General features: G+C 72.5%; 14 protein-coding genes. 5 read left to right on the top strand and 9 right to left on the bottom strand.

The features are described from left to right. Nucleotides 1–76: 76 nt before the first annotated feature. From ccsB to hemL, 7 genes are all read right to left on the bottom strand, one after another. Nucleotides 77–1,198: a c-type cytochrome biogenesis protein CcsB gene (gene ccsB / locus C9F11_RS23890; RefSeq protein WP_138961185.1), complete on the bottom strand. Its 1,122-nt coding sequence runs from the start codon at nt 1,196–1,198 to the stop codon at nt 77–79. Continuing rightward, nucleotides 1,195–3,138 carry a cytochrome c biogenesis protein ResB gene (locus C9F11_RS23885; protein ID WP_138961184.1) on the bottom strand — a complete coding sequence of 648 codons (1,944 nt, stop codon included), beginning with the start codon at nt 3,136–3,138 and terminating at the stop codon, nt 1,195–1,197. Before C9F11_RS23885 ends, ccsB begins: the two co-directional genes overlap by 4 nt. Before the next feature lie 3 nt (nt 3,139–3,141). Further along, on the bottom strand, nt 3,142–3,912 hold the full coding sequence (locus tag C9F11_RS23880) for a cytochrome c biogenesis CcdA family protein (protein ID WP_249402220.1): 771 nt from the start codon (nt 3,910–3,912) through the stop codon (nt 3,142–3,144). Nucleotides 3,913–3,929: 17 nt separating this feature from the next. Then, nucleotides 3,930–4,577, bottom strand: a complete 648-nt coding sequence (locus tag C9F11_RS23875) for a TlpA disulfide reductase family protein (protein WP_138961183.1) — start codon at nt 4,575–4,577, stop codon at nt 3,930–3,932. Nucleotides 4,578–4,679: 102 nt separating this feature from the next. Continuing rightward, on the bottom strand, nt 4,680–6,014 hold the full coding sequence (locus C9F11_RS23870; protein WP_249401858.1) for a hypothetical protein: 1,335 nt from the start codon (nt 6,012–6,014) through the stop codon (nt 4,680–4,682). A 315-nt stretch (nt 6,015–6,329) separates the two neighbouring features. Then, on the bottom strand, nt 6,330–6,977 hold the full coding sequence (locus tag C9F11_RS23865; protein WP_138966919.1) for a histidine phosphatase family protein: 648 nt from the start codon (nt 6,975–6,977) through the stop codon (nt 6,330–6,332). 32 nt (nt 6,978–7,009) lie between these two features. Beyond that, the gene (hemL, locus tag C9F11_RS23860; protein ID WP_138961182.1) at nt 7,010–8,335 is read right to left on the bottom strand and encodes a glutamate-1-semialdehyde 2,1-aminomutase; all 1,326 of its coding nucleotides are present in this window, start codon (nt 8,333–8,335) and stop codon (nt 7,010–7,012) included. A 209-nt stretch (nt 8,336–8,544) separates the two neighbouring features. Between hemL and C9F11_RS23850 the strand changes: the two genes are divergently transcribed. The 5 genes from C9F11_RS23850 (at nt 8,545) to fxsT (ending at nt 17,987) form a co-directional block, all read left to right on the top strand. Further along, a complete protein-coding gene (locus C9F11_RS23850) occupies nt 8,545–9,141 on the top strand; it encodes a hypothetical protein (RefSeq protein ID WP_138961181.1) in 597 nt (198 codons plus the stop codon). A gap of 160 nt (nt 9,142–9,301) precedes the next feature. Further along, complete coding sequence (locus C9F11_RS23845) at nt 9,302–10,342, top strand: trypsin-like peptidase domain-containing protein (protein ID WP_138961180.1); 1,041 nt, start codon at nt 9,302–9,304, stop codon at nt 10,340–10,342. Next, on the top strand, nt 10,339–11,958 hold the full coding sequence (locus tag C9F11_RS23840; protein ID WP_138961179.1) for a hypothetical protein: 1,620 nt from the start codon (nt 10,339–10,341) through the stop codon (nt 11,956–11,958). Before C9F11_RS23845 ends, C9F11_RS23840 begins: the two co-directional genes overlap by 4 nt. Nucleotides 11,959–11,964: 6 nt before the next feature. Next, nucleotides 11,965–13,329: an AAA family ATPase gene (locus tag C9F11_RS23835; protein WP_138961178.1), complete on the top strand. Its 1,365-nt coding sequence runs from the start codon at nt 11,965–11,967 to the stop codon at nt 13,327–13,329. After that, on the top strand, nt 13,326–17,987 hold the full coding sequence (fxsT, locus tag C9F11_RS23830; protein ID WP_138961177.1) for an FxSxx-COOH system tetratricopeptide repeat protein: 4,662 nt from the start codon (nt 13,326–13,328) through the stop codon (nt 17,985–17,987). The genes C9F11_RS23835 and fxsT overlap by 4 nt, the downstream gene beginning before the upstream one ends. Here the strand turns inward: fxsT and C9F11_RS23825 are convergent. Together C9F11_RS23825 and C9F11_RS23820 are read right to left on the bottom strand one after the other, a co-directional pair. Next, nucleotides 17,984–19,888 carry an HEXXH motif domain-containing protein gene (locus C9F11_RS23825; protein ID WP_138961176.1) on the bottom strand — a complete coding sequence of 635 codons (1,905 nt, stop codon included), beginning with the start codon at nt 19,886–19,888 and terminating at the stop codon, nt 17,984–17,986. The two genes, fxsT and C9F11_RS23825, sit on opposite strands and share 4 nt — an antisense overlap. Further along, nucleotides 19,885–20,103 (bottom strand): hypothetical protein, encoded by a 219-nt coding sequence (locus C9F11_RS23820; protein WP_138961175.1) that lies wholly within the window; start codon nt 20,101–20,103, stop codon nt 19,885–19,887. The genes C9F11_RS23825 and C9F11_RS23820 overlap by 4 nt, the downstream gene beginning before the upstream one ends. Nucleotides 20,104–20,224: the final 121 nt, after the last annotated feature.

Genomic DNA, 20,224 nt, shown 5'->3' with positions numbered 1-20,224 from the left:
CTGTTGTCTGTCCGTACGACGAAGGCCGGTTCCTGTGACCTGGGTCACGGGAACCGGCCTTCGGGGCCGTGCGCGGTCAGACCCCGGCGTAGGAGTGCTTGCCGCTGACGAAGATGTTGACGCCGTAGTAGTTGAACAGCCAGCAGCCGAAGGCGATGAGCGCCAGGTAGGCGGCCTTGCGGCCCTTCCAGCCCGCGGTGGCGCGCGCGTGCAGATAGCAGGCGTACGCGACCCAGGTGATGAAGGACCAGACCTCCTTGGGGTCCCAGCCCCAGTAGCGGCCCCAGGCGTCGCCCGCCCAGATCGCGCCCGCGATGATCGTGAACGTCCACAGCGGGAAGATCGCGGCGTTCATGCGGTACGTGAACTTGTCGAGCGAGGCCGACGCGGGCAGCCGCTCCATGACCGAGGTCGCGAACCGGCCGGGCGTGCCGCCGCTCTGCAGCTTGGCCTCGTAGCTGTCCTTGAACAGGTACGCCGCCGTGGACACCGCGCCGACGTAGAAGGCGGCGCCGCAGAAGATCGCGGTGGAGACGTGGATCCACAGCCAGTACGAGTGCAGCGCGGGAACCAGCTGGTCGCTGTCGGTGTACAGGACAGTGACGGCCAGGCCCAGGTCGAGCAGGACCGTGGTGATCAGCGGCAGACCGATCCAGCGGACGTTCTTCTTCAGGGCGAGCAGCCCCAGGAAGACACCGATCGCGACCGTGGAGAAGGTGATGTTGAACTCGTACATGTTGCCCCACGGCGCGCGCTGCACCGAGAGCGCGCGGGTGAGGACACCACCGGCCTCGACGAGGAAGCCGAGAGCGATCATCGAGACGGCGATGCGGCCGTAGAGGTCGCCCTGTTCGTCACCGGCGGCGGCACCCGGGCCGTCCGGCACGTCGCGGCTGCCCGCGGCGGCGCGGGTGACGACCTTGGGCGCGGCCTCGGTCCGCTCCAGGGTGGCCGTGCCGCCCTTGGCCCGCACCGTGACGGCGGGCGCGGCGGCCTTGGCGGCGGCCTCCCCGGCCCCGCCGCTCGCGGTGAGCGCGGCGGCGGTGCGGGCGACCTTGCTGCGGCTGCCGAACAGCCACTCCGCCATGAGCGCGAAGAAGGCGAGGAGGTAGACGGCCATCGCGGAGTAGATCAGCACATTGCTGATGTGCGCGAGGTTCTCGTTGGTTTCGGCGGCGAGGGTGGTGGCGAGCGTCACTTCTCAGCCCCTTCGGCAGGAACAGCGGGGGTGGGGTGGGGGTCGTCGGTGTCCGGGGTGTCCTTGCCCGGGGTCTCGGGGGCCGCGGTCTCGGGGGCCGCGGTCTCTTCGGTGTCCGAGGCTTCTTCGGTGTCCGAGGCTTCTTCGGCGTCCGGGCCGCCCGCGTCCTTGCCGGACGGCACGTCGTTGACGGACGGCATGTCCTTGCCGGATGGTGCGGCGGCCTCAGCGGTGTCGGCCGTGTCCGCCGCGTCGGCGGTGTCGGCGGCCTCCGGTTCCGGTGCGCTCGGCACCTGCTCGTGCAGGCTCTCCGCGAGCGCGGACAGCTCCTCGGGCACCTTGGCGGACTCGCTGCGGCCGAGGCCCGCCATCTCGACGACCGTGACGCCGTCGGCACCGCGCACCGCCCGGACCCAGACGCGGCGGCGCTGGATGAACAGCGAACCGGCGAGGCCCGCGATCGCGGCGATCGCGCCGCCCAGCGCCCAGCCGCTGCCCGGCTCCTGGGAGATCTGGAAGGTCGCCCACTGCTTGAGCTCCTTCTCGAAGGTGATCGACCCGGCGCCGTTCGGCAGCTTCATGGTCTCGCCGATCTTGAGCCGCTTCTTCAGCAGCTCGCCCTTGGCGTCCTTGAACTTCTGCATCTTGCGCGTGTCCAGCTGGTACACGTTCTGCGGGATGCCGGAGTCCACGCCGAGGCTGCCGTGGTACGCGGAGAGCGCGAGCCGCGGATTGAAGGGCGCGGGGAACTGGGAGAACATCTGGCCGTTGCCCTCGCCCGCGAACGTCGGCACGAAGAAGGCGTTGAAGCCGAGCTGCTCCTTCTTGCCGTTCTTGTCGCGGTAGCCGTCGAGGATCTTGATGGCGCCGGTGGCCGTGCCCATGGAGTCGATGGGCAGCAGCGGCACGGAGACCCGGGAGACGACCTTGCCGCGGCCGTCGCGGACGGTGACCGTGGGCGCGTAGCCGTGGCCGATCAGATAGACCTTCGTGCCGTTGACCTCGAGGGGCTTGTTGACCTCGATGGCCTTCTGCTTCTCCGGCCCGTCGGTGCCCTCGGTGTAGGTCACGTGCGCCTTGTAGGTGCGGGCCGTGCCGCGCTGGGGTCCCGACGTCTCGTACGTGCCCTCGAAGCTGCGCAGCTTGAAGCTGAACGGCTCCAGTTCGTCGGTGCTGAACAGGCTGCCGGACTTGAAGTCGTCGTACTGCGTGAGCGTGTTGGAGAAGCCGTCGCCCTCCATGATCAGCTTGCCGCCCTCGGACTTGAAGAGCTGTCCGGCGGCGAAGGCGAGCAGGAGCACGATCAGGGCGATGTGGAAGGCCAGGTTCCCGGCCTCGCGCAGATAGCCCTTCTCGGCGGCGACGGCCCCGCCCACCTGGTGGGAGCGGAAGCGCCGCTGCTTGAGCAGCGCGAGCGCGGCCTCGTTGACCTGCTCGGGCGAGGCGTCGGTGCGCCAGCTGGTGTACGCGGGCAGCCGGGTGAGCCGCTTGGGCGCGGCGGGCGGGCGGCCGCGGAGCTGGCCGACGAACTGCCAGGTGCGCGGCACGATGCAGCCGATGAGCGAGACGAAGAGCAGGATGTAGATCGCGGAGAACCACACCGAGCTGTAGACGTGGAACAGGCCGAGCTTCTCGTAGATCGGCGCGAGCGTGGTGTGGGTGTCCTTGAAGTCCTGGACCTTGAGCTCGTCGGTGCCCTGCTGCGGGATGAGCGAGCCGGGGATCGCGCCGAGCGACAGCAGGAGCAGCAGGAGCAGCGCGACCCGCATGGAGGTCAGCTGCCGCCAGATCCAGCGGAACCAGCCGATGACGCCGAGCGAGGGCAGGTTCGGGCCGCCGCCGGTGACCTCGTCGAGGGGAGCGGTGGACAGCTGCGCGCCGGCCGCCCCGAGCTCGTCCTGGGCGACGGACTCGTCCCGGGTGGTCGTGGTCTTGCTCATGGATCAGATCCCCACCGAGTAGCTGTTCGACCAGACCTGCATCTGCTGCATGACGCTGTCCCAGACGCCGGTCAGCATCAGCAGCCCGGTCACGATCATCATGCCGCCGCCGATCCGCATCACCCAGGCATAGTGCCGCTTCACCCAGCCGAACGCGCCGAGCGCCTTGCGGAACGCGACGGCCGCGAGGATGAACGGGATGCCGAGGCCGAGGCAGTACGCGACGCCGAGGAGCGCGCCGCGCTGCGGGTCGGCGCCCTCGAAGGACAGGACGTTGACGGCCGCGAGCGTCGGCCCGATGCACGGCGTCCACCCTACGGCGAACAGCGCGCCCAGTATCGGGGCCCCGACGAGCCCGGTGGCGGGCCGCTTGTGGAAGCGGAACTCGCGCTGGGTGAGCCAGGGCATGAGGCCCATGAAGAAGAGCCCGAGCAGGAGCATCACCACGCCGAGCACGTTCGTGACGGTGCTCTGGTGCTCCTTCAGGGTCTGCCCGAGCGCCCCGACGAACATCCCGGCGGGTACGAAGATCGCGGTGAAGCCGAGCACGAAGAGCCCGGCGCCCGCGACCATCCGGCCCCGCTTGGCCTCCTCCAGGTCCTGCCCGGTCACACCGGTCACGTACGAGAGGTAGCCCGGCACCAGCGGCAGGACGCACGGGGAGAAGAACGAGACGAGGCCGCCGAGCACCGCGACGGGGATCGCGAGCAGCAGCGCTCCGCTCATGACGGTCTGGTTCGGCCCGGACGCGGCGAGCGTGTGGGCGGCGGCGATGGCGGTCGACACGTCGGTCACTTCTCCGCGACCACGGGGTCGATCATCTTGCGCAGCTTCTCCTCGCTGAGGGGCTGCTGCGAGCGCGCCGCGATCTTCCCGTCCTTGTCGATGACGAGGGTGGAGGGGATGAAGTTCGGGTTGAGCGTGCCCCGCGGGAAGCGCAGCATCAGCTTGCCCATCGGGTCGTACAGGCTCGGGTACGGCACGCCCTTGTCCTTCTCGAAGGCGATGGCCGGGCCCTTCTCGGGGTCGCGGGCGTTGATGCCGACGAACTCCACGCCCTTGGGCTTGGTCTCCTTGGCCACCTTCGCGAAGCTCGGCGCCTCGGCGCGGCACGGCGGGCACCAGGAGCCCCAGACGTTGACGACGACGACCTTGCCCTTGTAGTCGCCGAGGCTGAGCTTGTCGCCGTCGAGGGTCTCGCCGTCGAGGTCCGGCGCGTCGCGGCGGTCCGCCTTCTTCGCGGTGGAGATGCCGTCGGAGCCGGTGATGAAGTTCGTCTTGCCGGAACCGCCCGACGTGCCGCCCGAACTGCAGGCCGTCAGGGTGAGCGCGGCGGCCGCCGCGGCCGCCGCCAGCGCCGTCACGCGACTGCGACGGCGGCTGGCACGGCGGTCAAGACTGCGGTTCTGGCTGCGGGGGGCGCGGCAGGCGGCACTCATGTGAAAAGTTTCGCATGCCCGATTCGGGGATCTTCGACGCCCCCCGCGGTAGCGGAAAGTCCCATTTCAGACAGGGTTTCCGCGTGTTTTCCAGCCGGTGGTTCAGGCCGCGTCGCCGGTGTCCTTCTCGGCGTCCTTGCGGCTGTCGCCGGAGCCCGCGTCGGACAGGAAGCCCTTCCAGCCGCCGGTGGGCTGCTGGCCGACCTCCAGGCTGCGCAGCTTGGCGAGCACCTCGGGCTTCTGCACGTCGAGCCAGTCCACGAACTGCCGGAAGGAGACCATGCGGACGTCCTTCTTCCCGGCGATGCCCTTGATCGCGGCCTCGACGGCGTCCATGTAGATGCCGCCGTTCCACTCCTCGAAGTGGTTGCCGATGAAGAAGGGGGCCCGGTTGGACTCGTAGGCGCGCTTGAAGCCCGCGAGGTAGGCCTCGGTGGCCTGCTTGCGCCAGCCCGGGTAGTTGGCCGGCGGGGCCTTCGTGGAGTTCTTCGACTGGTTGGCGAGGATGTTGTAGTCCATCGACAGGACCTCGAAGGAGTGCCCCGGGAACGGGATCTGCTGGAGCGGCAGGTCCCAGATGCCCAGCTTCTTCTCGGGCCACTTCTGGCGGCCGCCGGGCGAGGACGCGTCGTAGCGCCAGCCGAGCTTCTTGGCGGTCGGCAGCAGGTTGTTCTGGCCGAGCAGGCACGGCGTGCGGCCGCCGACCAGCTCCTTCTCGTAGTCGAACGGCAGCGGCGGCAGATCCGTCCAGCCCGTGTTCGTCCGCCACTTCTTCACGAAGGACTTGGCCTGGTCGATCTCGCTCTGCCACTGGGCGGGCGTCCAGTTGCCCACGGTGCCGGTGCCCGCGCAGAAGTGGCCGTTGAAGTGCGTGCCGATCTCGTGGCCCTCCAGCCACGCCTGGCGGACGTACTTCAGGGTCTCCTTGATGTGGCCGTCCGTGAGGTAGCCGATGTCGGAGGCGCCGACGGCGTTGTTCGGCGGGCGGTAGAGCCGCTTCTTCGACTCGGGCAGCAGATAGAGCCCGGAGAGGAAGAACGTCATCCCCGCGTCGTGTTCCTTCGCGAGCTTCAGGAAGCGCGGGAACAGGCCGTTGCCGACCTCGCCCGCGCCGTCCCAGGAGAAGATCACGAACTGCGGCGGGGTCTCCCCCGGCTCAAGGGGCCGGGGCGCCTCCGGCTGGTTGGGCTGCTTTCCGGTGAACGCCGTGGAGCCGTCACCGATCGGCTTGGCCGGGCGCTCCGGCTTGGCGCCGCCGCCCTTGCCCTTGTCGGCGGCGGAGCCCGAGTCCCCGGAGCCGGAGCCGCAGGCGGTGAGCCCGAGGGCCGCCGCGGTGCCTATGCCCAGGCCTATCGCGCCCCGCCGGCTCAGCGCACCACGGCTCGCGGCCGGTGCTCCGCCGCCCAGGTCCGTGTCCGTCCGGCTGTCGTCGCGCATTCCATCCCCATTCGTCGCGCCCTCGGTTGTGCAAAGGACAACCACTTAGAGGGCACGACACCGGGACGGGTTCCGGCCAAGCCGGACCTATTCGGGGCCTATTACAGAGAACAGACATTCCACGCCATAGGGTGGCCACCCCATTACCCGCCGCGCACAGCAACCTCACAGGAACCGCCCCACACCGGAGCGCCCCCGAAGGGGCGCGGGGAACGGCGCGCCCAGCCACGGACGACCCGCGGCAGACAGCCGACAAGCGGCAGCGTTCAGCCCGGCCCCGCAGGGGCCGGACCCTGCTCAAGCCCAGCGCACCGGCTAGGCCCCGAAGGCCTTGGCCTTGCCCTTCACCGGCTTGGCCCCTGCCAGGAGATGCTTCGGCACGAGATCCCGCGCCGGCTCCGAGTACCCCACCGACACGATCTTGTCGCCGCGGTACGTGAACGACGTGAGCGAGGCGAGCGTGCACTGCCGCTTGCGCGGGTCGTGCCACAGGCGCCGCTTCTCCACGAAGCTGCGCACGATCCAGATCGGCAGCTGGTGGCTGACGCACACCGCCTCGTGCCCGCGCGCCGCGTCCCGCGCGGCGTCGAGCGCGCCCATCATCCGCACGACCTGCTCGACGTACGGCTCGCCCCAGGACGGCTTGAAGGGGTTGACCAGGTGCTTCCAGTTCTCCGGGTTCTTCAGGGCGCCGTCGCCGACGCCGAAGGTCTTGCCCTCGAAGACGTTGCCGGCCTCGATGAGCCGCCCGTCCGTCGCGAGGTCGAGGCCGTGCGCCTTGGCGATCGGCGTCGCCGTCTCCTGCGCCCGGTCGAGCGGCGAGGCGACGACGTGCGTGACGTCCCGCGACGCCAGGTGCTCGGCGACCCGGTCGGCCATCTGCCGCCCGAGCTCCGAGAGGTGGTAGTCGGGCAGCCGCCCGTACAGGATCCCGTCCGGGTTGTGCACCTCGCCGTGGCGCATCAGATGGACGACGGTCAGCTCATCGGCCCCGCTCACGCGCTGACCTCCTCGGCCTCGGCGGCGGCGCGCGCGGCCGCCGGAAGGGCCGCCGCGATCTTCTCGACCGCACGCTCGTCATGGGTGGTGGACACGAACCAGGACTCGAAGGCCGACGGCGGCAGATACACGCCCTGCGACAGCATCGAGTGGAAGAACGCCGTGAAGCGGAACGACTCCTGCGCCTTCGCGCCCTCGTAGTCGCGCACCTCGCGGTCCGTGAAGAACACGGAGAACATGTTGGAGGCGTTCTGGACGCGGTGCGCCACGCCCTCCTTGGTGAGCGCCTCGCTCACCAGGCCGCGGATCCGCTCGGAGACCGCGTCGACCTTCGCGTACGCGGCGTCGTCGAGCAGCCGCAGCTGCGCGAGGCCCGCGGCGGTCGCGACCGGGTTCCCGGAGAGCGTGCCCGCCTGGTAGACGGGGCCCGCCGGAGCGAGGTGCGCCATCACGTCGGCGCGGCCGCCGAACGCCGCGGCGGGGAAGCCGCCGCCCATGACCTTGCCGAAGGTCATCAGGTCGGGCACGACCCCGTCCACGCCGAACCAGCCGGCCCTGCTCGTCCGGAAGCCGGTCATGACCTCGTCGGAGATGAAAAGGGCGCCGTTCTTCTCGCACGCGGCCTTCAGGCCCTCGTTGAAGCCGGGTCCCGGCGGCACCACGCCCATGTTGCCCGGCGAGGCCTCCGTGATCACACAGGCGATCTGGCCCGGGTGGTTGTGGAAGGCCTCGTGCACGGCCTCGATGTCGTTGTACGGAAGGACGATGGTGTCGCCCGCCTGGGCGCCCGTGACACCGGGCGTGTCCGGCAGGCCGAGGGTCGCGACGCCGGACCCGGCCGCGGCGAGGAGCGCGTCCACGTGGCCGTGGTAGCACCCGGCGAACTTGATCACCTTGGCGCGCCCGGTGAACCCGCGGGCCAGGCGGATGGCGGACATCGTCGCCTCGGTGCCGCTGGACACCAGGCGGACCTGCTCGACGGGGGCGATCCGGGCCACGATCTCCTCGGCCAGGGCGACCTCGCCCTCGCCCGGCGTGCCGAAGGACGTGCCGCGCGCGACGGCCTCCTGGACGGCCGCGGTCACCTCGGGGTGGGCGTGGCCGAGGATCATGGGCCCCCACGAACACACGAGGTCGACGTACTCGCGACCGTCGGCGTCCGTGAGGTACGGACCGGTACCGGACACCATGAAGCGGGGCGTACCACCCACCGCGCGGAAGGCGCGCACGGGCGAGTTCACACCGCCGGGCGTCACGGCCGCCGCACGGTCGAAAAGAGTCTGCGAAACTGGGGCGCTATACGGGAAGCTCACATGAACCATGGTGTCAGAGGGTCCGGACGGCGCGCCGGGGCCTCCTGCGCGCCGGCTTTCCGGCCGCACCGCCTTCCCTCGGGGCGGGTGGTGCGGAGATCCTGTGGACTGGTGTTTCACCCCACGTTTCGGCGGGTGACCGTGGGGGAGGTCACTGACACGATGATCGGGTTGCGCGGCAAGGCCCGCGCGCCCTGGAAAAGCAGTCGGGTGGAGATATGCAGCGCGGTGGTGGACTGGGCGAGGGGACCGACGGCCTGGGTCCCCGGCGTGCCCGGCGGGGCAAGCACCGGCGAGATGCGGAGGCGGTCCCGGCCCCCGAGCAGCGCGCGCCGGACAGGGCGGGGCGTGACCGTACGGGAAGCAGGAGCGGCGGGGTGGGGGTGACCTACAAGTACTTCGGGGCCCCGGACGGCGCGACCGCGGCCCGGGTACCGATCTCGATGCGGCCCGAGGAGCTCGGCGGCGACGAGCTGGGCATGGGCGGCATGTTCACGAAGATCAAGCCGGAGACGATGGCCGCGATGGTCCTCACCGGCATCGAAGGCATACCCCTGCACAAGGTCCCCCCGCTGGAACTGGTCGTCCTCCACCCCGACTACGCGGTCGTGAAGCTCCCCATGACGGTCGTCGACCCGCTGCGCGGCGTCGGCGAGGAGTCGGTCGGCGCCGCCGCCTTCATCTGGTCCACGGTCCCGGACCGCGGCGGCCCCCGCGACGCGTTCAACGTCTACCAACTCCTGCACGAGTGGCAGGACTTCAGCCACCGCCTGCACGACGCGGGGCATCAGGCGTACTGCCTGGTCTGGCCGTGAACGTCCGGTTCCCTGGGTAGTCACCGGGGAACCGGCGGTTACGGACCCGGGACACTCCGGTGCGCGCAGCGCCGGTGCGCGGAGCGTGCGTCCTTCGTACGCTGGCTCCGTACCGGGAAGTGCGCGCCGTCGGATCCGTGCCGGGGGAAGGGGCGGGGCAGTGGCCGAGGGGGATGGGCAGAGCACGCCCGCGGCGGGGCGCGTGCGCGTCCTCACGCCGGCGGGCGACTTACGGGGCGCCGGCATCATGGTGGCTCCCTGCTACGTACTGACCTGCGCGCACGTGGTCGCGGGCGCCCTGCGCCGGACGAGCCCCGACGCTCCCGCCGAGGCGGTCCGCGTGGACGTCGGCGGCCACCCGGAGGTGGTGTCCGGCGAGGCCACGGTCGTGCCCGGCGGCTGGTTCCCGGGACCGGAGGACGGGGTCGGCGACCTCGCGGTCCTCACCACCACCTGGCGGCCGCCCCCCGACGTCGGCTTCGCGCGGCTCGGCCCCTGCGGCGAACCCGACCGGCGCGAGGTGAGCGTGTACGGCCACCCCGCCCGCGCCCCCGACGGGCTGTGGTCCAGAGCGAGCCTCGCGGGCCGCGGCGGGCCGCACCTGGGCTGGGTGCAGCTCGACGGGCTCGACTCCGCGAGCGCCTGGATCGAGCCGGGCTTCAGCGGCGCGGGCGTCTGGGACCCCGCCACGCGCAGGGTGGTCGGCATGCTCACGGCCGCGCTCGGCGACCGGCGCACCAGGGCGGCGTGGATGCTCCCCATGGAGGCGGTGGCCCGGCTGTGCCCCGCCCTCGCCCCGGCGGTCGACGGCGGCGGGAACGGCACCGCGGGCCCGGCGGAGCCCCCGGGCCACGGCACCGCGACGCAGCCGCGCGCCGAGCGTCCGCCGCCGCGACTCCCCACCGACCGCGATCAGTTCGCCCTCGCCGACGCCCTCCTGCGGGTGCCCCTGGTCGAGGAGGACCGCGCGGCCGTGCTGCGGCGGCTGCTCCCCGCACACATCCGGCACGGCGTCCGGGACCACTCCAGACCGCGCCTCCAGGTCTTCCACGTCGTACAGGCCTGCGTCGACCACCGCGACGGCAGGGAGGCGCTCGTGGCCGCGCTGCGCATGCTTGACGAGTCGTCAGAACCGGCACGGGCGGCGCTCGCCCTGTTCGACGAGGTGTGGCCGCAGGCGCCGGGCGGCGATGCCCCGTGACGCAGTCCTGGGGACCGCCCAAGGTCGTGCTCGACGCCCTCGACGGCGTACCGGCCTTCGACGAGACGGCCACCCTTCGCGAGTGCACCCGCATGGTGGGCCGGGCCCTCGGCGCCACGGTCGCGGTGCCGGACAGCGCCCGGCGGCGGACGTACCTCTCCTCGCTCCTGATGGCGGTCCTGGAGTACGCCGACGGCCTCCAGGTCCTCGGCGGCGTCGTCGAACTCCTCGAAGGCAACACGCGCTACACCGAGCGCGTACGGACCGCGATCGCCGTGGCGGAGGTGCCCTTGTTCCCGCCGGAGGACTGGTCCCGTCTGATGGAGGCGCTGGGCGGCCTCGAAGTGCTCGACATCGCGGGCGCGTACCAGGAGGTCATGCGGTACCGCGCCGACCCGCTGCCCGCCCACTGCACCGAGCCCTGGCTCGCCGTCGTGCACGCCGCGACGCTCAACGCGCGGCCCGGCGAACTGCCGCCCTGCGTCCTGCTCGTCGAGCACCTCGCCCGCTACGCGAAGGGCCAGCGCCAACAGGACCTGCTCGACTGGGTGATGGAGCACCGCGCCCGCCCCGAGCCGTACGACGACGGGGCCGCGCGGGCCGCCGCCCGCCGGGGCGAGCGGGGCCGGGGCCGCCCGGCGAGGGCCGAGAACGTGCCCGTCGTGCCGGTCGAGAGCGGCGACCCCGCCCTGCCCGTGGCGGCGGGGGCGGAATCCGGCCTTCTTGGGCGCGGCGTGCGCGCGGCGGCCCCCACCCCCGCGCCCCCGGTGCGTGCCGTCGGCCAGGAGCCGGTGTGGGCGCCGAGCGCCTGTCTGCTGATCCGGCTGCGCCCCCTGCCCGACCCCGACCACGCGGACGAGCGGCTGCTCTCGTACTGGTGGCAGATCGAGGGGCCCGAGCCCTATCCGGTGCGCGGCGGGGACCTGCGCGTGGACGTGGCGGAGCTGCCCGAGCAGGTGAAGTCCCTGGTGGAGGAGGCGGAGACGGGCTGGGCCTACTTCTGCAAGGAGGACCTCACGCTGGAGTTCGTGCTGCCCAGGGAGCTGCTGGGGCTGCCGGTCGAGCGGTGGGCCAAGAAGGGCTTCCACGGTGCGGACGGCAGCCTCGGGGAGGACCATCCGGTGCTCCTGCGCAGCCTCGAAAGGATGGAGCGCACGGACACCCACGGCCGCTGGGCGCGCCGCTGGGACGCGCTCCTCACCGGCCGCGCGGGGCCCGTGCACTGGTTTCCCGACGACGGCCGCTCCCGGCTGCTGTCGGACCCCCGGCGCGTCATGGTGGTCCTCAGCGATCCGCCGGGCCACGCCGGCGGAAGCGGTTCCGGTGTCGACGAGTTGGCCGAGTCGCTGCGCGCCGGGGTGCCGATCGTGGTGTGGGACAGACGGGGCGGCATAGATCCGGTGTTCCGCGGCGAGCTGGCCGACTTGGCAGCTCGCACAGGAATCCATCAACTACCCGATGCCGTCCGGTCGTTGCGCATAGAGGCAAAAGCCGGGGATGCTGCTGAGGGCGACTCTACGCTCGGTCGCCACGCAGCACTGCTCTGGGACGATCCGTACCGCCTTCCAGGAGGGGGCGGCGCCATGGCGGATTCTTCCGCACAGGGGGGAGGGTAGGACGCGATGCTTCCCGAGGACGGCGTGCCTCAAGGGATCCGCCCGGTCGGCGCGGCGGGCGCCGAGGACGTCCGGTCACAGGACAAGACTCCTGACACGGACACGGCGACACCCGCGGAAGCGGCGGACCCGTCGGCCACGGGCACCGGCCCCGCCGATGGCGGACCCGCCCCCGGGCCCGGTCCCGACCCCGGACCCGGTCCGGACCCGGGCCCTTCCGGCTCCCTCAACTCCCCCGCCCCAGCCGCGCCTTCCGGCTCCGCCAGCCAGAACCGCTGGTGGATCTACCGGGGTTCGGGTCAGCCCCTGTACGACACGACCCTGCGCGAGCTGCTGCCCGACCCTCCGCCCTGGCGCCGGTTCACCGGCGGGCCCGTGGTGCCGCCGCCGCCCGCCGACGACGACGAGGTCGCGCGCAGGCTCGGCAGGCCCTCCGGGCGCTCCCCGGCCTCCGAGCAGCTGCGGCGCGAGGCCGATATGGTCAATGCGGCTTTGCTTCTGCGACGCCCGCTCCTCGTGACGGGCCGCCCCGGCACGGGCAAGAGCAGCCTCGCCTACCGCATCAGCCGCGAGCTGCGGCTCGGCCGGGTCCTTCGCTGGCACATCACCAGCAGGACGACACTGCGCTCGGGCCTGTACGAGTACGACGCGATCGGCCGCGTCCAGGACTCCGCCGCGCTGCGCGCGCTGCGCACGGCGGAGGACTCCCCCGTCGCACCCCGGACGGCCGACGGCACGGCGGCAGTCGACGAGCAGCTTCCCGGAATCGGCGACTACGTCCAACTCGGCCCCCTGGGGACGGCGTTACTCCCGTACGAGACGCCGCGGGTGCTGCTGATCGACGAGCTGGACAAGAGCGACCAGGACCTGGCCAACGATCTGCTGAGCGTCTTCGAAGAGGGCCAGTTCCCCGTCTCCGAACTGCTGCGGGCCCGGCGGCGCCATCCGCGCGTGACCGTCCTGACCGACGACCCGGAGGGCGCCGCGGAGATCGTCGGCGGCGTCGTCCGCTGCCGCGCCTTCCCGATCGTGGTCATCACCTCCAACGGCGAACGCGAGTTCCCGCCCGCCTTCTTACGCCGCTGTTTGCGCCTGCATATGCCGGACCCGGATCGTACGCAGCTCGTCGACATGGTGACGGCACACCTCGCGGAGGGCGCGGCCACCCGCGCCGGGGACGGCGGCGACCTGATCGAGCGGTTCCTCCGGCGCAGCAGGGAGCGCGGCGGTCTGGCCATCGACCAGCTGCTGAACTCCGTGTACTTGACAACCTCGGGACGCCTACCCGCCGACGCGGGGGCGCTCGACGAACTGGTCGACGCCCTGTGGCACCGGCTCGACGGGGCGGGGGCGGAATCGAGGCCGGGATGACGGTCGCCGCCGCGGAGCCGCCGCCCGAGGCCGCACGGGAGTCCGCGCGCGCCGGGCAGGCCCCGGACACCCCGAATCCGGACGCGCCCACATGGACGGAGCTCGCGGACGCCGTGTACCTGGCCGCCTGCCGGGACGCGGCGCTGCCGGTGTTCCCGCCGCGGCAGGCGGCACGCGGCACGGTCACGCCGGGGCGCCCCGCCCCGGACGTCCCCCATACGCCTGACGCCCCCGATACGCCCGATGCCCCCGACGGCCCTGACGCCCCGGGCGGGCGCCCGCAGGAACACCCGCGGGAACGTCCGCAGGAACACCCGCGGGAGCGCCCCCAGCAGCACCCCCGGGAGCGCCCCCAGGAACACCAGCGGACCGCCCACGAGAAGGCTCCCCCCGTCGCCGCCGCCCCCGTCAGGCCGCTCGTCGGCCTGCGCGGCGGCTTCGGCGGTGCCCCGGGCGGCGAGCAGGCCGCCCGCGCGGAGGGCGCGCGGCTCGGCTCCCTCGCCCTCGGCCGCGCCCTGCGTCCGCTGCGCCTGTTCTGGTCCTCGCCGTACGACACGGCCCTCGACGAGGAGGCCACCGCCGAGCAGGCCGCCGTGGACGGCCTGTGGACGCCGGTGTGCCGCTCGCTGCCGGAGCGGCGGCAGGACCTGCTGCTGCTCGTGGACGACGGCCCCTCGATGGCCCTGTGGCGCCGCACGGCCCGTCAGATCGTCGCGCTGATGGAGCAGACGGCGGCGTTCCGCACGGTGCGGCGGCTGCGCTGGAGCCCGCACGGGGCCCCGCCCGCCGCCCTGTCGCCGAGCGCGCGCCAGCTGGTCCTCGTCGTCACGGACGGCGGCCACGACGCCTGGCGCGACGGCAGCGCCGCCGCGTTCCTGCACCGCCTCGCGGGCACCGCCCCCACCGCCGTCCTGAACGTGCTGCCCCAGCACCTGTGGGACCTCACCCTGCCCACGGTCACGCCCACCCGGCTGCGCACCGCGTCCCCGGCCGAGCCCAACCGCCGCTACGACGCCGAGACCTGCCCCCCGGAAGCCGACGCCCTGGCGCCCCACGCCGTCCCCGCGCCGGGCCCCGCGGACGCCATCGCCGTCCCGGTCGTGGAGCTGCGCCCGGAGTCGCTCGGCCGCTGGGCCCGCCTGGTGGCCGCGGCCGACCCCAGCCAGTGGCACCGCATCGCCGCGCTCCTGACGGCACCGGCCGGGGACCTGCGCGCGGAGGCGGTCGGCCCGGTGCCCGAGCGCCTCGCCGACGTGCTCCTGGAGGGCCTCGACGCGACCGACGGGCCGCGCCGGGGCGCCGCGCCCGAGCCGTCGCCGGAGCGGGACCGCGCCGAGCGGGCCGCCGCCGTGGTGCGCCGGTTCCGCGCCACCGCGTCACCCGCGGGCTTCGCCCTGGCCAAGCGCCTGGCGGCGGTGCCCCTGAACCTGCCGGTGATGCGGCTGCTCCAACAGGCCCTGCCGGGCACCCGGTTCTGGAACCTGGCGGAGATCGTGCTGCTCGGCCTGGTGCGCCGCGGCGACGACACCGCCGACGTCGAGGACGCGTACACCGTGTCGTACGACTTCGTGGAGGGCGTGCGCGAGGAGCTGCTCGCGCTCGGGCGGCGCGCCGACACGATCGGGGCGCTGCGGCAGGTCCAGGGGTTCCTGGGGCCCCGGCTCGAAGCGCTCTGGGAGGGCGGCGGCGCCCTGGTCGCGCCGGACGGCGACCCCGCGGACCCGCCGATCACGGACCAGACGCGCCCTTTCGTGACCCATCTCTACACCGCGCTCTGCGCCCTTTCGGGGCCTTATCTCGCCCGCGCCAATCACCTGGGAAGGCTGTTGCAAAGCCATGCGGCAGGCCCGCGCGCCCTGACTCAAGACGAAGCCTTTACATCAGGACATAAGCATTCATTACAGTACTCAAAGGCTGATAGCGGGTCAAACTTGAAAAAGAGCCATCAAACTGCGATACGGTACCGGCCGCAAGCCCCGGCGAACACCCCGGACCGCGAGGGCTTTTCGGCGCCGCCCCCATCCCGGGCCGCGTCCCCCACCGCCCCACCCCCCACTGCTCCCAGCCCCTCCGCAACCACCCCGCCCCCCTCCCCCTCAGCTCCCCCTCGCTCCCTTTCTGGAGGCCCCGCCGTGTCTGCCGGTCTGCCGGTTGCCCCGGGCCCGCGCGGCCCGCACGACCCGCCCCGAATCTGGGGGAACGTACCGCAGCGGAACAGGAACTTCACCGGCCGCCAAGCCCTGCTCGAACAGCTGCAGGACCGCCTCGGCACCGGAGTCACCGCGGTGCTCCCCGAGGCACTGCACGGCATGGGCGGCGTCGGGAAGTCACAGATCGCCGTCGAATACGTGTACCGGCACAGCCGCGACTACCGGCTCATCTGGTGGGTGGCCTCCGAACAGGAGAACCAGATCGTCCAGTCCCTCATCGAACTGGGCGAACAGATGGGGCTCCAGGCCGGCTCCGAGATCTCCGCGGTACCGGCCGTCCTCGACGCGCTGCGCAGGGGCGAGCCCTACAGCGATTGGCTGCTGGTGTTCGACAACGCCGAAGACCCCAAAGAAGTACGCAAGTACTTCCCCAGTGACGGCCCCGGACGGATCCTCGTCACCTCCCGCAACGTCCAGTGGTCCAGCACCGCGAGCTCCCTAGAGGTCGACGTGTTCGCCCGCGAGGAGAGCGTCTCGCTGCTGCGCCGCCGCAGCCCCGAACTCCCCGACGAGGCCGTCAACCACCTCGCCGCCTCCCTCGGCGACCTCCCCCTGGCCGTCGAACAGGCCTCCGTCTGGCTGGCCGAGACGGGCATGCCCGTCCAGCAGTACCTGGAACTCTTCGAACGCAAATGGGCCGAACTCCTCCAGTCCGACCCGCCGCCCGACTACGAGATGCCGGTCGCGGCCGCCTGGAACGTGTCCCTGGAACGCCTCCGCGAGGACCGCCCCGACGCCCTCCAACTCCTCCAGGTCTGCGCCTTCTTCGCCCCCGAACCCATCTCCTGGGACCTCTTCTCCGCCGTCCGCGGCATCTCCGTGCCCCAGGAACTCCAGGCCGCGCTCGACGACCCCGTCAAACTCGGCCGCGCCGTCCGCGAGATCGGCCGCTACGCCCTCGCCCGCATCGACCACCGCCAGTCGACCGTCCAGCTGCACCGCCTGGTCCAGCGCGTCCTCGTCGAGCAGATGAACCCCCAGGAGCGGGCCCAGATGCGGCACGCCGCCCACCAGCTCCTCTCCAACGCCGACCCCAGGAACCCCCAGCGCGCCACCTTCTGGCCGCGCTACTCCTCCCTCCTCACCCACCTGCGGGCCTCCAACGCCGTCGAATGCGAAGAGGGCTGGACCCGCCGCCTCGTCCTCAACGAGGTGTGGTTCCTGCGGGCCAGGGGGGACTACTCGGCCGCCCTCAACCTGGGCGAACGCGCGTCCGAGATCTGGCACGACCGGCTCGGCGAGGACCACGAGGAAGTCCTCGCCATCGATCAGCAGATCGCGGGGACGGTGCGCGAGCAGAACCTCGACCTCGACCGCGCCTTCCACATGCAGGCCGAACTCGTCGACCGCTACCGCAGGGTCCTCGGCGACGCCCACGAGAACACCCTCCAGGCCCAGAGCTTCATGGCGGGCAACCACCGCATCCGCGGCAACTTCTACGAAGCCCGCGAGATCGACCAGCGCGTCTACGAGACGAGCCTCGCCGAATTCGGCCCCGACGACCCCGCCACCCTCCTCACCGCCCACAACTACGCGGTGAGCCTGCGCCTCGCGGGCTCACCGGAGAAGGCACGGGAACTGGACCACGACACGTGGCAACGCCGCGTGGAGGTCCTCGGCGAGGACCACCTCTACACCCTGACCACGTACAACGCCTACCTGCTCGACCTCCAGGAAGTGGGCCGGTACGAGGAGTCCCTCGAAGGCTACGAACAACTCGCCGAGGACCTGCGCGAACAGCTCGGCGGAGACCACTGGTTCACCGTCCAGGTCGTCCGCAACCTGTGCGTGACCCGCCGCAAGAAGGGCGACCACGAGGGCGCGTACGAACTCTCCACCCCCTACATCTCCCTGGTGCGCAACCGCTTCGGGGAGCGCAGCCGCCAGTACCTGCAGATGGCCATCAGCCACGCCAACGACCTGCGCCAGGTCGGCAAGCTGCAAGAGGCCAGGCAGCTGACCGAACAGGCCCTGGAGGAGCACCGCGGACTCTACGGACGCGAACACCCGCACAGTCACGCCATGGCCATGAACCTCGCCGTGACCCTGCGCCTGCTCGGCGAGAACGACAGCGCCCTCGCCCTGGACCAGGAGATCGTCGACGGGCTGACCCGCACGCTCTCGGCCGAGCACCCGCGCACCCTGCTCGCCCGGATGAACCTGGCCAGCGACCACTTCGCACTCGGCCGCCCCGACCGGGCCTACGAGATCGACGCGGCCGTCGCCGAGGAGGCCGCCCGGCTGCGCGAACGGCACCCCGCGAACCTCGCCGTCCAGCTGAACCTGAGCCACGACCTCAGGGCGCTGGGCCGGACGGAGGAGAGCAGCCAGATCCTCGAAGAGGCGCTGTCCACCTACCGGGCCATCCTGGGCCCGTCCCACCCCGCGACCCGCGACGCCGAGAAGGGGCTCAGGGCCAACGCGGACATCGACCTGATCTCGCTCTAGCCACGCCAGTCGCTGTCGCCGCACCACCCGCTGTCGCCGCCGGGCGCGGCGACAGCGCCGCACAGCCACTCCGCGAGCTCCAACGGGCCCGGCGGCTCCACCCCTTCGGCCGCCACCGCCCGACGCACCGCCGCCACGGCCTCCGGGCGCCCGAGCAACAGCTCCCCGGCCGCCGAGCGGGCCGGTTCCGCGAGCACCGCGCCGATCCACGCCTCCACGTCACCCGGATCGGCCGCGGCCCACGCCGCGTAACGGCGCACGGCACCGTCGGCGTCCCCGGCCACCGCCGCGCACTCGGCGCCGATCACCGCGTCCCCCGCCGCGTCGGCCTTCCGCCAGCGGCGGGCGAACTCGTCCGGCGCCCCCAGGTAGAGCCGGACCACATGCCCGAAGGTGTCCGTACGGATCGCGTCCGGACGCGGCCGCAGCCACGACCCCGGCAGCGGCGGAGCCGCCTCGCCCGCCGCCCGCGCGGCGGCGGCCCGCCGCGCCGCCGCCCCGTCGAACTCCAGGTGCCGCGCCCGCCACACGGCCCGCCGCAACGCGCAGTAGTGCGCGGCCAGCCGCGCGGGCTCGGCCATGACGTCCTCCTTCGCCCACCCCCCGGCCGCCGCCGCGATCTCCTCCACGAACATCCGCCCCGCCGCGGTGAGTTCCGCACCGGACAGCAGAACGGCGGCGACCTCCCGCACCTGGTCCCGGAACACGGCGAACTCGAAGTCGGCACGCCGCGCCTCGTCCCCCGTGACGAAGTCCCGGTGCAGCCGCCAGAAACGCGTCACCCCCGCGAACGCGAACACCCCGTGCAACAGGCCGTGCACCGGCCGAGGATCGCTGCGCCAGGGCGCGTAGTGCAGCCGCCGCCCGCCCCCGTCCGGCTCCCGCACCAGCGGTACGAGGCCGAGCAGCGCGTTCAACTGCTGATGGCGGGTCTCGTGCACCAGCGTTGCAGCCATCTGCGCCTCGTCGTACGGCAGCGAAAGGGTGACCGCGCCGAAGGCGTCTGGCGAGGAGGAACTGGCCACCTGGCCCCGCGTGGACGCGGCGAAGGCCCGGGGCACCAGAACCCGCACCAGCGCCGCAAGGCGCACCGCGTCCGCCGGGGACTCCCGGGCCAGCAGGGCGCACGCACCGGCGACCCGCTCCCGCCACAGCCCGGACCGCCGCCCCGCCATCCGCGCCGGAGCCCGCGGGGACACCACGAAGTCGCGGTACGGCGTCACCGTGTCGAAGCGGAGCGCGGCCCCCGGCTCACCGGACCAGGGCGCCGCGTCCCACAGCACCGGAAGCGGATGCCACCCGGGCGCGGCCTCCCCCAGATCCCGGGGCAACCGCACCTCCCCGCCCTCCCCCCGTACGACGGCGCCGTGCGCGGCCACCCGGACCTCGGCCCCGCTCCACCTGCGCGACGACAGCGGCCCCACGACCCCGGCGCCGGGCACCCACACCACGCCCCGGTGGGCCGGCACGCCCACCACGGCGTCCCGCCCGGCACGCAGTGCCGCCGCCGCGGCCAGCGCGTACAACTGGCCGACATCCGCCCACAGCGGCGCCGCCGAAGAAGCGGCACCCCGCCCGACGCCGCGCAGCCTCCGCAGCAGCCGCATGGCCCAGGCCATCACCATGGGGTCCGCGAGAACCGCGTCGACCGCACCCGGGTCACTGCGCTGCACGGCGGCGAGCAGGCGCCAGGCCGACTCCGCCGACGCCACCGCGCCGACGCGGGGCGGCCGGGCCCGCGCCACACCACTGTGGTCGAGCAGCGACCTCAGCACGAGCAGCAGGTGACTGCGCTGGGCGGAGCGCAGCAGCCGCAACTCCGGAGCCCGGGCGTCACCTGCGGCGATTGACCTCAACGACTCCTCGGGGAGCCGGTACAGGTCCAACCGCCCGTCGGTCACCTCCGGCGCCTCGGCCGGTCCCCGCGCAGCAGTGTCATTTCCTCGCTGTTCTGCTCGTCCAGCGTGCCGGCGAACACGCTCGCCCGGCGCGCGGCGCGGTGCAGTGCCCGCCGCAGCACCGGATCGTCACCGGTGTGCAGCTCCGCCAAGGAGACCAAGGAGACCCCGGACAGATCGACCAAGTCGGAACAGAAGTCCTTCGCAGACTCCGCCATACCGTGGTTCCCCCTGACGTAACGGTTCCGCGACTCAGAATCCGCTTCCATGGTGGCTGCAATGGCACGCCAGCGGAAGACTGGCGCTGGTCATCCCGTGCCAGGGCGGCGTTGTCAGACC

It is taken from the genome of Streptomyces sp. YIM 121038, from assembly GCF_006088715.1.
Classification (GTDB): Bacteria; Actinomycetota; Actinomycetes; order Streptomycetales; family Streptomycetaceae; genus Streptomyces.
The sequence above is the reverse complement of the archived record's forward strand: the minus strand, read 5'-3'. Positions and strand labels throughout refer to the sequence as shown.

What these genes read in the sequence shown, in the direction of transcription:
- C9F11_RS23865 (WP_138966919.1), bottom strand. Translation starts at nt 6,977, where the DNA reads ATGCGCCACGGCGAGGTGCACAACCCGGACGGGATCCTGTACGGGCGG.
- hemL (WP_138961182.1), bottom strand. Translation starts at nt 8,335, where the DNA reads ATGGTTCATGTGAGCTTCCCGTATAGCGCCCCAGTTTCGCAGACTCTT.
- C9F11_RS23850 (WP_138961181.1), top strand. Translation starts at nt 8,545, where the DNA reads ATGCAGCGCGGTGGTGGACTGGGCGAGGGGACCGACGGCCTGGGTCCC.
- C9F11_RS23820 (WP_138961175.1), bottom strand. Translation starts at nt 20,103, where the DNA reads ATGGCGGAGTCTGCGAAGGACTTCTGTTCCGACTTGGTCGATCTGTCC.
- C9F11_RS23875 (WP_138961183.1), bottom strand. Translation starts at nt 4,577, where the DNA reads ATGAGTGCCGCCTGCCGCGCCCCCCGCAGCCAGAACCGCAGTCTTGAC.
- C9F11_RS23835 (WP_138961178.1), top strand. Translation starts at nt 11,965, where the DNA reads ATGCTTCCCGAGGACGGCGTGCCTCAAGGGATCCGCCCGGTCGGCGCG.
- fxsT (WP_138961177.1), top strand. Translation starts at nt 13,326, where the DNA reads ATGACGGTCGCCGCCGCGGAGCCGCCGCCCGAGGCCGCACGGGAGTCC.
- C9F11_RS23870 (WP_249401858.1), bottom strand. Translation starts at nt 6,014, where the DNA reads ATGCGCGACGACAGCCGGACGGACACGGACCTGGGCGGCGGAGCACCG.
- C9F11_RS23885 (WP_138961184.1), bottom strand. Translation starts at nt 3,138, where the DNA reads ATGAGCAAGACCACGACCACCCGGGACGAGTCCGTCGCCCAGGACGAG.